The sequence below is a fragment of the Pseudomonas serboccidentalis genome, assembly GCF_028830055.1.
Taxonomy (GTDB): domain Bacteria; phylum Pseudomonadota; class Gammaproteobacteria; order Pseudomonadales; family Pseudomonadaceae; genus Aquipseudomonas; species Aquipseudomonas serboccidentalis.
Genome location: NZ_CP101655.1, coordinates 705,145 through 717,314 on the forward strand (window position 1 = coordinate 705,145; position 12,170 = coordinate 717,314).

The 12,170-nt window shown below is 60.3% G+C and carries 12 protein-coding genes, 1 tRNA gene and 2 pseudogenes; 3 read left to right on the top strand and 12 right to left on the bottom strand.

Features of this window, described 5'->3' with window-relative positions; all coding sequences use genetic code 11:
- Nucleotides 1-19: 19 nt before the first annotated feature.
- The 7 genes and pseudogenes from NN484_RS03190 to NN484_RS03220 form a co-directional block, all read right to left on the bottom strand.
- On the bottom strand, nt 20-427 hold the full coding sequence (locus NN484_RS03190) for a type II toxin-antitoxin system HicB family antitoxin (protein WP_047292246.1): 408 nt from the start codon (nt 425-427) through the stop codon (nt 20-22).
- 43 nt (nt 428-470) lie between these two features.
- A pseudogene (locus NN484_RS03195) lies at nt 471-644 on the bottom strand (type II toxin-antitoxin system HicA family toxin); the annotation flags it as partial.
- 265 nt (nt 645-909) lie between these two features.
- Nucleotides 910-983: transfer RNA gene (locus NN484_RS03200), tRNA-Gly, on the bottom strand.
- Between the two features lie 158 nt (nt 984-1,141).
- The gene (locus NN484_RS03205; RefSeq protein WP_215501543.1) at nt 1,142-2,026 is read right to left on the bottom strand and encodes an alpha/beta fold hydrolase; all 885 of its coding nucleotides are present in this window, start codon (nt 2,024-2,026) and stop codon (nt 1,142-1,144) included.
- Nucleotides 2,027-2,342: 316 nt separating this feature from the next.
- Nucleotides 2,343-3,035: a pseudouridine synthase gene (locus NN484_RS03210; protein WP_215501544.1), complete on the bottom strand. Its 693-nt coding sequence runs from the start codon at nt 3,033-3,035 to the stop codon at nt 2,343-2,345.
- A 33-nt stretch (nt 3,036-3,068) separates the two neighbouring features.
- Entirely contained in the window at nt 3,069-3,299 is a 231-nt protein-coding gene (locus tag NN484_RS03215) for a cysteine-rich CWC family protein (RefSeq protein WP_127649726.1), read from the bottom strand.
- Nucleotides 3,292-4,779, bottom strand: a pseudogene (locus NN484_RS03220) (sensor domain-containing diguanylate cyclase). The gene NN484_RS03215 and the pseudogene NN484_RS03220 overlap by 8 nt, the downstream one beginning before the upstream one ends.
- 330 nt (nt 4,780-5,109) lie before the next feature.
- Here NN484_RS03220 and NN484_RS03225 point away from each other — a divergent pair.
- A complete protein-coding gene (locus tag NN484_RS03225) occupies nt 5,110-5,373 on the top strand; it encodes a hypothetical protein (RefSeq protein WP_127649728.1) in 264 nt (87 codons plus the stop codon).
- 179 nt (nt 5,374-5,552) lie between these two features.
- Entirely contained in the window at nt 5,553-5,951 is a 399-nt protein-coding gene (locus NN484_RS03230; RefSeq protein WP_274658565.1) for a hypothetical protein, read from the top strand.
- Between the two features lie 66 nt (nt 5,952-6,017).
- On the opposite strand, the gene NN484_RS03235 is transcribed toward NN484_RS03230, so the two are convergent.
- Nucleotides 6,018-7,130, bottom strand: a complete 1,113-nt coding sequence (locus NN484_RS03235) for an enoyl-CoA hydratase/isomerase family protein (RefSeq protein WP_274658566.1) — start codon at nt 7,128-7,130, stop codon at nt 6,018-6,020.
- Between the two features lie 133 nt (nt 7,131-7,263).
- On the opposite strand from NN484_RS03235, the gene ung reads away from it, so the two are divergent.
- Entirely contained in the window at nt 7,264-7,956 is a 693-nt protein-coding gene (gene ung, locus NN484_RS03240) for a uracil-DNA glycosylase (protein WP_007963257.1), read from the top strand.
- A gap of 99 nt (nt 7,957-8,055) precedes the next feature.
- Here ung and NN484_RS03245 read toward each other — a convergent pair whose 3' ends face one another.
- The 4 genes from NN484_RS03245 to NN484_RS03260 are packed head-to-tail and all read right to left on the bottom strand — an operon-like array spanning nt 8,056 to nt 12,093.
- Nucleotides 8,056-9,090, bottom strand: a complete 1,035-nt coding sequence (locus NN484_RS03245; RefSeq protein WP_127649731.1) for an AbrB family transcriptional regulator — start codon at nt 9,088-9,090, stop codon at nt 8,056-8,058.
- Entirely contained in the window at nt 9,083-10,597 is a 1,515-nt protein-coding gene (locus NN484_RS03250) for a tripartite tricarboxylate transporter permease (protein WP_127649732.1), read from the bottom strand. Before NN484_RS03250 ends, NN484_RS03245 begins: the two co-directional genes overlap by 8 nt.
- Before the next feature lies 1 nt (nt 10,598).
- Nucleotides 10,599-11,057 (bottom strand): tripartite tricarboxylate transporter TctB family protein, encoded by a 459-nt coding sequence (locus NN484_RS03255; RefSeq protein ID WP_215501551.1) that lies wholly within the window; start codon nt 11,055-11,057, stop codon nt 10,599-10,601.
- A gap of 58 nt (nt 11,058-11,115) precedes the next feature.
- Nucleotides 11,116-12,093 (bottom strand): Bug family tripartite tricarboxylate transporter substrate binding protein, encoded by a 978-nt coding sequence (locus tag NN484_RS03260; protein WP_127649734.1) that lies wholly within the window; start codon nt 12,091-12,093, stop codon nt 11,116-11,118.
- Nucleotides 12,094-12,170: the final 77 nt, after the last annotated feature.

Consider the following 12,170-nt stretch of genomic DNA (forward strand, 5'->3'; position numbering starts at 1 on the left):
CGGAGAGCCGGAGTCGCATTCAACCTTGCTGCAAGACCTTCAACGCTGCTGAAGCGAGAAATCCCGAACGGCTTTTCTCTTCCGGGTGATGAAGCACGTATTCATCAATGCGGTTGAGCAGATAGCCGGGCAGTGTGATGTTGAGTTTCTGCGCCTTGCCCAGGTATTTGGTGACGTCAATATCAACCACAGCCCAAGCACAGCCCGCGTATTGGGGGTTCGCTACATGCACGCCAAGCTTGCTCGCGGGTGGGATTGGTGCACCGTCCTCGGCCAAAATTTCGAAATGACCCTCAATGGCCTCGCGAGCCATCGCGACGGCATCATCCAGATCATCGCCGGCAGAAAAGCAGCCGGGAATGTCCGGTACTTCCACTCCCCAGGCGTGTTCTTCATCACCTATTGAAATTGCGATCGGGTAAAGCATGTTCGTAGTCCTCCTGGACGCTGTCGGCGGAGTGAGTGAAAGCCAGCGCCTGTTTCAAAATGCGGATGGCCGTTTTTTTGAGCAGATCCTTTTTCGGGTGCGGGACTGTAACCATCCCCGGTTTGATGGGATGTTTGAAGTGATGGTGACTGCCTCTGACCCGTACCAGATACCAACCGTCTGCGACGAATTGGCCGATTAAAAAACGGCTATTCACAACACCTCCTTGTGGTGTGCTTGGTGGGTGCTATAACCACTGATTCTTTTTGATCAACACTATAACCACCGAACGGTCATCGTCCTGTGTTCGGCTCGGTGGCAAGAACCAGTCTAGGTTGGGGCGGGGAGTCGGGATGATGGGTATGTTGCAGGTCTTGTCCGAGCCACTAGGTAAATCCCAGACACAAAAAAACCGGCCCTGAAGGCCGGTTTTTTCTGTTCCTGCATCCCCCGTCATAACCTCGACGTGAGACCCAATTGAGTGGAGCGGGTAGAGGGAATCGAACCCTCAACTAAAGCTTGGGAAGCTTTCGTTTTGCCACTAAACTATACCCGCTCAGAGCGGCTGACTTTGTACCAGAGTCGGGCGCGGATTTGAAGTTTTTCTTTTGCTCGCAGCGCGTTACAGCGTTGAAAACGGTCATTCGCGGGCGAGTCGGGCAGGGGCGATACGCTGATGTTCGAGCCTGCCGACTCGCTCGCGACGACACTTTTTCAAATGGCCAGTGCATGGTGATCCTGAACGAACGAGTAACGCGTTCGGCTCGACTGCTGGGACGGTTTCAGGAAACCGAGCAGGGCGTTCTGGCTATCGCGGCAAGCGGCCTTGTGCTCCATGTCGAGGAAGTGCCCGGTGGCCTGCAGCGTGGTGAAGGTGCTGTGTGCCACGTGGTTGCCGAATATCCGGGCGTCTTCGGCGGCGGTGTATTCATCCCATTCGCCGTTGAGAAACAGCACCGGCACGTTGATCTTCTTTGCCGCATTCAGGTAGCACAGGCGATCGCTGTGCAGTACGTCACTGATGTGGAAATGCATCTGCCCGTATTCGTGCTCGGCCAGGCTGCTGACGTGGCGATAGTTGAAGCGCTTGAACAGTGACGGCAGGTGTTTGCCAATGGTGCTGTTGACCAGGTGCCCGACGCGATCGCCGTCGCGCTGGCCGAGGTAATCGACACCGCGTTCCAGGTAATCCAGCATGTGTGCGTTGATCACTGGCGAGAACGAGCTGATCACGGCTTTCTCGATGCGCCGAGGCTGGTGGGCCAGGGCAACGAGGGTGGCCGCGCCGCCCCAGGAGAACGACAGCACGTGTTCCGCGCCGAAATGGTCGATCAGCTCCAGCAGGATCTGCCCTTCGACTTCCTTCGTCAGATGTTTCTCGTGATGGTTGTGGATTTTTGACCTGCCCGCGTAGGGCTGGTCGTAGCAAACCACGTTGAATTGCGGGTGCAGGTTTTTCACAGTCTGTGCAAACGACGCAGTCGTGGCCATCGAGCCGTTGACCAGGATGATGGTCTTTTCTGCGGCGTCTGCGCGATAGAACTCCGTGTAAACCCGATACTGACCCTGTATATCCAGCACAGCGATTTCTGGCCTCATGTCATAAGACTCCTGGCAAGCAAGCGGGTATGCGCGCAAATAGAGATTGCACGAGCTTTGTGACAGGTAGGCATACGCCTGGAATTTGCTTGGCCCATGTCGATCCATGACTGCGGTCGACGGGTATTGTTATTGGCGGGCAGTCTGCCGTTTGAGGCACAACCCAGAGGGCTGACAACCGGCAAAAAGTTTCTTGGATGTATGTTGTGACTCATCGGTCACAATTTGGCCGACGTCCTGATTCAAGCAGTGGGATGGGGATCGCGCAAGTGCCGTTGGTAAATTGTTCGACAACTTCTGCTGAGCGGTCGCCGGCTTAGAACAAATGAATCTCTTCGGTGCGCAAAGCACGGTACTCGCCCGGTTTTAGCGCGTCATCGAGCTGCAGCGGCCCCATGGATTCGCGGTGCAGGCGCAGCACTTTATTGTCGAAATAGCCAAACATGCGCTTCACCTGATGGTAGCGGCCCTCGACGATGCTCAGGCGCGCCGTCCTCGGGCCAAGCACGTCGAGCTGTGCCGGTTGCGTGGTCAGGTCTTCGAAAGCGAAGTAGATGCCTTCGGCAAACGTGATCGCATAGTCCGGCCCGATCTCCTGTTCGGTCTCGACGTAATAGACTTTTGGCAGTTTGGTCTGCGGCTGGGTCAGGCGTCGCGACCAGGCGCCATCGTTGGTGATCAGCATCAGCCCGGTGGTGTTGAAGTCCAGGCGACCGGCGATGTGCAGGTCATCCTTGTCCGGTTCATCGATCAGGTCGAGCACGGTGGGGTGCTGCGGATCGCGGGTGGCGCTGACGCAACCCGGCGGCTTGTGCAGCATGAAGTAGCGCGCCGGTTTGCCGAGCTGCAGGACTTCTTCGTCGACTTCGACGCGGCTGAACTCCAGCACTTCGCTGTGCGGGTCGCTGACGACTTTTCCGTCGATCCGCACGCGCTTTTCCACCAGCAACAGGCGAACCTGTTGACGGTTGTAGCGGGGCAGGTTGCTGAGGAAGCGGTCGACGCGCATGTTCAGGAATCAGTCGATGACGGGGCGCGCATCTTACGGGATCGGCCGAGCTGCTGCTTGTAGTTGCGCTTCGACCTGAGCGCAGCGCGGGCACAGGCAGGATTTGTCGCGCAGCGCCGCTGGCAGTGCTTCGAGCACCGCCGGGTCGATGCTCACGCCATAGCACCAGCAGGCTTGGTCGGCGGTGCGCGGGTCGGCCAGGCTGCAGTCGTTACGGGCGCCGCAGGCGGGGCAGAGGTCGGGTTTAGCGTCGGAATCAGGCATAAGTCGAGTGAGGCATTTCCACGCAGGTGCGGTTACGGCCAGTTTGCTTGGCCCGGTACATCGCATGATCGGCCCGGGACAGCAGGGTGTGCAAGGTGTCATCCGCTTACAGGGTGGTGACACCGATGCTTACGGTCAGACTCAGGCTGTGGTCATCGTAGGCATATTCGTGTTGCTCGACGTGCTGGCGGATCTTCTCGGCAATTTTCTGACCGGTGTCGCCGTCGGTGTCCTTCAGCAACACGATGAATTCCTCACCGCCCCAGCGGCAGACGATGTCGGAATGGCGCAGGCAACTTTGCAGGTCGCGGGCGAAACCGATCAGTACTTGATCGCCAGCCAGGTGTCCGTAGGTGTCGTTCAGGGTCTTGAAATGATCCAGGTCGAGCAGCAGCGCAGTCAGCGGCTTCGGCTCGCGGTGCGCTTCGTGCAGGGCTTGTGCGGCGAGCAGGTCGAAGCCACGACGGTTGGGCAGTTCGGTGAGGCTGTCGAGGGTGGCCTGCGCCTGGATCTTGCGCTGGTAACGGCGGATCACGCGATTGAGCAGGACCAGCACCCCCAGCGTCACCAGCAGACAGATCAACAGGTTGAGGTACAGCGACTGACGGATGTCACTGAGTGCACCGTCCTCGCGCTTGTCGACGAACAGGTACCAGTTCAATTCCGGAATAAACCGCACGTTGAGGAAATGCCCCTGACCGTGGGCGGAATACTCGTAACTGCCGCTGTGGGGTTTGGGCAACTGGCTGACCAGGCCCTTCATGCTCTCGAGTTCGCCGAGGCTCTGACCGATCTGCGCCCCCTGCGGCCCGCCCTCGGCACCAGTCAGTACCAGTCGGCCGAAGGTGTCGACAAAGTAAACACTGCGTTGATAGCGCTGTTGGTATTTGTCGATCAGCTTGATCACCGCGTCCACCGTCAGACCCACGCCGGCGGCGCCGATGAAGCGGTTGTCGTAGTCGTAGACCTTGTAGTTGATGAAGAACGTCAGGTTGTCCTTGTTGGCCAGATCCGGGTCGACGTTGATCTCATACGGGGTCTTCATGTCGCGTACGCGAAAGTACCAGGCGTCGCGCGGCTCATCGATCTTCACCTGCTTGAGCACACCCTTGGCGTGGTAGTAGGTGTGGCTGCTGTTGGAGACGAAGAACGCGGTGTAGGCACCGTAATGGGTCATGACCTCGTCGAGGTAGCGGGTCATCTGCAACGGGTCTTTTTCGCCGTTCACCACCCAGTCGCGCATGAAGGTATCGCGCGACATCATCGAGGAAATCAGGATCGGTCTGACGAGGTCTTTCTGGATTTCCGAATAGACCGTGTCGGACGTCAGCGGCAGTTCGGTGTTGACGATGTTGTCGCGGATCGACGCCCGCGAGGCGTAGTAGCTGAGCAGCGAAGTGGCGAGGAAGCCGGCGCCGAGCAGAGCAACCAGTGTCAGAACCAGCGAGCGTTGCGAGTACAGTGCAGATCTGTGCGGCATGGGCGATTCCGTTGGCAGATGAGCCGATGGCAGCATTCTAGTGGCACTGCCGGGAAATAACTGCTCCCTGTGCGGCGCTAATAGTCGTTCCTGTATTCCCCTGAAGTGGCCCCGCCATTTGTAGGAGTGAGTCCGCTCGCGATAGCGCTGGGAAATGCTCCGATGATGTGCGGAATAAATCGCCATCGCGAGCAGGCTCACTCCTACAGAAAGGGGGGAGCACCACTGATCTGAAGCCTGTCCGAATCCGGCACTTGCCCCGCACCTGACAGTCAAAACTGTGTCGGCTGCGCTGTCCTGCTGTGGCCGTGGGTCTTTCAGGAGGCCGTCATGAGTATTTCAAAACGGTTGCGTCGAGTGCTGCTGGGAGCCGTGCTCGGTCTGGGCTTGTCCGGTTGTTATTACTACGCCGGTCCCTACGATGCTTACCCCGCCACTTACTACTATCCCGGCTATTACTCGCCGTATTACCACGGTGGCTATTACGGACCGCGTTACTACGGCGGCGCTCGCTATTACAACGGTGGCTACGGCTATCGTGGCGGGTATGGGCGCGGTTATCACGGCGGCGGTTATCACGGTGGTCACCACTGATCGGCGGCTAAATGACAGTGTTTTCCAAATGAACAGGATTTCATCAATCACTTGTTTCAACTTGTTACGGAAACGCACCAGATACGGAAAACGCTGTCAGATATTTCGTCAGTCACCGAATAAACGACTGATGCCTGCCAGCGTCGCTGGTGTGGCTACCCGCGGTCCAGGAGGCCGCCATGTATCGACGAATTCTTCTACTTGCTGCGATGATGTTTTCCGTTGCCGGTTGCGCTCCCTACTCCTACGCAGACAGTTATTACAGCTCGCAGGTCTACACCTCACCCGCACCGGCGTACTACGGCGGTGGCGGCAATTACTACCGCGGTGGCAGCACCTATTACTCGGCCCCGCGCTATTACCAGGCGGCGCCACGCTACTACCAGCCGGCTCCGCGTTACTACTCGGCGCCCCGTTACTACCAGCCCGCGCCGCGCTACTACGAGAGCCGCCGCTGGCACGACAATGATCGTGGCCGTTGGGACGGCCACCGCGGGGGCGGTTGGGATCGCGACCGGGGCGGGCGTGATCATCACGGTAACCGCGGTGACCACGACGGGCGAGGCGGTCGCTGGTAATCATCCGCAAACAAAAAAGCGGCGCATTGAGCGCCGCTTTTTTTGTGCCTGCGATTTGCCGGGCAATCAGTAAACCGTCAGATCCGCCAACGGATGCCGGCCTTCCCACACCTTGTGAAAATGCGCCTCGACCACTGCGTCCGGAACGTTATTGATGTCCGGCCAATGCCAGTGCGGTTTCTGATCCTTGTCGATCAGCCGCGCCCGCACCCCTTCGCTGAACTCCGGGTGACGGCAGCAATTGAGGCTCAGGGTGTATTCCATCTGAAAGACTTCGGCGAGGGACATGTGCCGCGCGCGGATGATCTGTTCCCAGACCAGATGAGCGGTCAGCGGTGAACCTTCGCTCAGAGTCTTGGCCGCTCGGGCGATGAGCGGATCGCTGCTGTCACGCTGCAGACTGATGGCTTTCCAGGCGCAAGCCACATCGCTGACGTCGAGCAGTTCGTCGATTTGCTGACGACGCGGTAACCACTGCGCCTCGGGCAGTTGCGCCACGGCTTCCTGTTGCAAGGCCTTGAGCAGGCTGTTGAGCTGCATCGGCGTCTGTTCCTGCCAGTTCAACTGCAGCAGGCCCTCGATCAGTTCCGGCTGCTGTTCGTCGAGCAGGAAGCGGTCGGCCAGATCCAGATCGATCGCATCACGACCGTTCATGTGCGCACCGGTCAAACCGAGGAACAGCCCGAGCTTGCCGGGTAGCCGCGAGAGAAACCAACTGGCGCCCACGTCCGGATACAGGCCAATGCTGATCTCCGGCATCGCCAAACGGCTGCTCGGCGTGACGATCCGCGTGCTCGCGCCTTGCAGCAGGCCCATGCCGCCGCCGAGCACGTAACCGTGGCCCCAGCAGATCAGCGGTTTGGGGTAGGTGTGCAGGCTGTAGTCCAGCCGATATTCCGCGGCGAAAAACTGCGCGGCCAGTGGCGGGACTTCACCGGGGTGGGCGCGGCAGGCCTCCACCAGGCTGCGCACCTCGCCGCCGGCGCAGAACGCCTTGGCGCCATTGCCGCGCAGCAATACGCAGACGATTTGCGGATCCTTGGCCCAGGCGTTCAGTTTGTCGCTCAGGGCGTTGATCATCGGCAAGGACAGCGCGTTGAGCGACTTTTCAGCATCCAGGCTGGCGATCCCGAGGCGGGCGCCGTCTGTGCCGGTGAGTTCTTCGAAGTGCAGATTCATCGTGACCTCGATCGGGAATTTGAACGATCAGTATGATCGCTGTGTGGGAAAGTGCCGGATCTGCGTCAGATCAATTGACAAGCATGGGCGGGTTTCCTAGGGTTCGCCCCAATTGTTTTCGCCGGATGTAACCATGACTGCTGACGACCGTATCAAACTCGAACCGAGCTGGAAGGAGGCACTGCGTGCTGAGTTCGACCAGCCTTACATGGCAGAGTTGCGCAACTTTCTGCAGCAGGAGCGGGCGGCCGGCAAGGAAATCTATCCGCCGGGACCGCTGATTTTCAACGCACTGAACTCCACGCCGCTGGACAAGGTGAAAGTCGTCATCCTTGGCCAGGACCCGTATCACGGTCCGGGCCAGGCCCATGGCTTGTGCTTTTCGGTGCAGCCGGGTGTGCCGGCACCGCCGTCGCTGGTCAACATCTATAAAGAGTTGAAACGCGACCTGAATATCGACATCCCCAACCATGGCTACCTGCAGAGCTGGGCCGATCAGGGCGTGTTGATGCTCAACACCACCATGACCGTCGAGCGTGCCAACGCTAACGCACACAAGGACAAGGGCTGGCAGTTCTTCACCGACCGGATCATTGAACTGGTCAGCGAGCGGCAGCCGCATCTGGTGTTCATGCTGTGGGGCGCGCATGCGCAGAGTAAACAGAAGCTGATCGATGCGACCAAGCACCTGGTGCTGACCTCCGTGCACCCGTCGCCGCTGTCGGCTTATCGCGGCTTCTTGGGCTGCGGACATTTCAGCCGGACCAACAAGTTTCTGGAGCAGAATGGTGAGGCGCCGATCGAGTGGCGGTTGCCGCCCGTTTGAGTGTTGAACGGGTGGGCCTCATCGCGAGCAGGCTCACTCCTACATTGAAATGTGTTCTCTTGTAGGAGTGAGCCTGCTCGCGATGAAGTCGACTCGGTGTTACTCGGGATTACGGTTCCAGTACTTGAACAACGGCTCCGCCAGAAACAGCACAAACAGCAGCCGCATCACCTGCATCGCCGTCACCAGCGGCACCGACAGTTGCAGGGTTTCCGCCGTCAGGCTCATCTCGGCAATCCCGCCGGGCATCATGCCCAGCGTCAGCGAACGCAGATCCAGATGGGTCAGCGCGCTCAGGCCCAGCGCCGCCAGGGTCGCGATCAACATGGTCAGCGCCGTGCCGATCAACGTACGGCCCATGAATGAAGGCGCGCGGCGGAAAAACTGTCGGTTGAAGTGACAGCCCAGTCCGCTGCCGATCAGCCACTGGCCGATCTGGCTGCCGCCGTCGGGCAAGCCAATGTGCAAATCCCAGGCAATGCTCACCGTCGCACTGACCAGCAACGGCCCGAACAGCCAGGGATTGGGTTGACGCAGACGCTGCCAGAGCCAGGCGAGCAGGGCACCTGCAGGAAACAGAATCGCCAGCCAGCGCCAATCGACGTTGCCGGCGTGGGCAATCGGCGTGCCGTCGCCCAACAGGTACTTGAACGCAGCCGGCACGCACAGCACCACCACCAGCACCCGCAGACTTTGCCCCGCCGCCACATGGCTGAGCATCGCGCCATTGCGCGCGCCGAGGTTGACCATCTCCCCGGAGCCGCCGGGCATGCTCGAGAAAAATGCCGTAGCGCGATCCTCGCCGGTGCGGCGCATCAACCACACGCCGACGACTGCCGACAGGCTGGTGACCAGTGCACCGAAGAAGATCAAACCGAAATGACTCAGTACCTGTTCCATCACCAGCGGGGTGAAGTGCAGGCCGATGCCGATGCCGACGATCCATTGGCCGCATTTGCGGCCGCCGGGGATTTCCGTGAGTTGCCACGGGGTCAGGCAGCGCACCAGGATGATCGCCAGCAACGAGCCGACCATCCAGGGCAGAGGCCAGCCGATCTGGCTGGCGATAAAACCGCCAAGCAGACCGACCAGCGGTGTGGCCCACCAGCTTCTGAGGGAGGAGCGATCAGACATCGGCGATGGCGCGTTGCGCGGCCGCGCGTTTGCGCCAGATACGGATGATCGGCATCAGCAGCATGATCCCCGTCAGCACCCAGCAGCCGACGGTGATCGGGCTCGACCAGAGGATTTCCAGCGCACCGTTGGAGATCGACAGGGCGCGACGCAGGTTCTGCTCCATCAGTTCGCCAAGGATGAACCCCAGCAGCAGCGGTGACAGCGGGAAATCCAGCTTGCGCAGGATGTAGCCGAAGATGCCGATACCGATCATCAGGAACAGGTCGAACGTGGTGGCGTGCACCGCGTAGACGCCGATCCCGGTGATGATCGCGATGACCGGCACCAGTGCCCAGTTCGGCACGGCGAGGATGCGGGTGAAGATACGGATCATCGGGATGTTCAGGATCACCAGCATGATGTTGGCAATGAACAGCGACGCGATCAGGCCCCAGACGATGTCCGGTTGTTGCTGGAACAACAGTGGACCCGGGGTGATGTTGTACAGCGACAGGGCGCCGATCATTACCGCCGTGGTGCCCGAGCCGGGTACGCCGAGGGTCAGCATCGGCACGAGCGCACCGCAGGCGGCGCCGCCGATGGCGGTTTCCGGTGCGGCGAGGCCACGGGCGTCACCCTCACCAAACTTGCCGCTGGTGCCGGCAAGACGTTTCTCGGTCATGTAGGCCACGGCACTGGCAAGGGTCGCCCCCGCCCCCGGCAATACACCCATGATGAAGCCGAGTACGCCGCAACGCAGGTTCACGACGAACACCGACGCCGCTTCCTTGAAGTTGAACATCATCCGGCCGGTGGCTTTCACCGCTTCCTGGCCGTGGTGGGTTTTTTCCAGCAGCAGAAGAATTTCGCTGATCGAGAACAGGCCCAACACCAGCACGACGAACTGGATGCCGTCAGTCAGGTGAATGTTGTCGCCGGTGAAGCGGTATACGCCGCTGTTGGCGTCGATGCCGACCGTCGACAGGAACAGCCCGATCAGCGCCGCAATAAACGTCTTCAACGGTCGGTCACCGGCCATGCCGCCGAGGCAGACAATCGCAAACACCATCAACACGAAGTATTCCGCTGGCCCGAAGGCAATCGCCCATTTCGCCAGCAGCGGGGCAAACAGCACCATGCCGCAGGTGGCGATGAACGCGCCGATGAACGAACTCCACGCCGACAGCGACAGCGCAACACCGGCCAGACCTTTGCGGGCCATCGGGTAGCCGTCCAGGGTGGTCATTACGGTGGAGGCTTCGCCTGGAATGTTCAGCAGGATCGAGCTGATCCGACCGCCGTATTCGCAACCCAGATACACCGCTGCGAGCAGGATCAGCGCCGATTCCGGCGGCAGGCCGAGGGCGAATGCGATCGGGATCAACAATGCCACGCCGTTGATCGGGCCCAGGCCCGGCAGCAGGCCGACGACGGTGCCGATCAGCGTGCCGCACAGCGCGGTCACCAGGTTGTACGGGCTCAGCGCGACGCCGAAACCCTGACCCAAATAGCCAAGAGTATCCATATCAGTTCTCCAGAACGCTGAGCAGGCCCAGGGGCAGCGGAACGTCCATCAAACGGTCGAACAACAGGTAAAGACCGACGGCCATCAGGCTGATGATCACCACGCTCGGCAACCAGCGGCCGCCGTACAGGCGAGCCATCGGAACGCCGGTGATGATGCTGGCGACGATGAAACCCAGCGGTTCGAAAGTACCGGCGAACACCAGCAACAGGACGACGCAGATAGCGATCTTGGTCAGGGTTTGGCGATCCAGTGGTGGCTCGTCTTCACTGTGTTTGATGGGCGCCGGACGAAACACCATGTACAGCAGCGCCAGGCCCATCAGGCCGAGCATCAGCAGAGGAAAGGCGCGTGGGCCCACCGGTTCGTAGGAAAAAGCCGCTTGATACGGCCACGCCATCAGGGCCAGGCCGACGCAGGCCAGCAACAGCACCGAGGCGAAAATGCGTTGTAAGAGCATGGGGAACTCCTGTGCCGTGGCCTCGATGCGCGAGGCCACGGCCGCTAGACAGAGACGATCACTGAATCAGGCCGAACTCTTTGGCCAGCACCTTGTAGTCCGCGACCTGCTTCTTCACGTAGGTGTCCAGCTCCGGGCCGGTCATGGCGAACGGGAACAGTTCACGCTGATCGCGCAGCTTGGCGAAGTCTTCCGAGGCCAACAGTTTGTCGAAGGCGTCTTTCCACCAGGCGTAGTCTTCGTCGCTGACTTTTGGCCCGAGGTAGAAACCGCGCACCACCGGCCAGACGATGTCATAGCCTTGCTCGCGGGCGGTCGGGATGTCTTTCATTTCCGGCTCGTCCAGGCGTTTGTCGGCGAACACTGCCAACAGACGCATGTCGCCGCTCTGGATATGCGGCATGGAGTCGGAAATGTCGGTGCTGCCGACCTGGATGTGACCGCCAAGCAGGGCGGTGGCGATTTCGCCGCCACCTTCGAGGGCAACGTAACGCAGGTCACGCGGGTTGATCCCGGCGGCCTTGGCGATCAGTGCGGTCTGCATCCAGTCCTGGCTGCCGACGGTGCCGCCGGAACCGATCACCACGGAGCTCGGATCTTTCTTCAGTGCTTTGACGAGATCGTCGAGCGTCTTGTAGGGCGAATCGCTTTTCACCGCGATGGCGCCGTAGCTGGTGCCGACGGCGGCCAACCAGCGCACGTTGGTTTCATCGAAACGGCCGAACTTGCCTTGCGCCAGGTTCAGCAGCGAGCCGCTGGACCACGCCACCAGCGTGCCGGCGTCGGCCGGGCGCTGAGCGACGACTGCGTTGTACGCGACCGCGCCGACACCGCCGGGCATGTAGGTCACGCGCATTGGTTTGGTCAGCAGTTTTTCGTTGACCAGCGCGCTCTGCGCCAGTTTGCAGGTCAGGTCGAACCCTCCGCCGGGGGAGGCCGGGGCGATGCATTCCGGGCGTTTCGGCTCGGCCATCAGTTGGCCGGCAAACAGGATGCAACTGGCGGTCAGTGCAACTTTACGCAGTGACAAATTCATTGGTCTCTCCACAGTTTCTTGTTGTAGGGGCTTTGTGTAGGAGCTGCCGAAGGCTCGGGCCGCGATCGGATGATCTT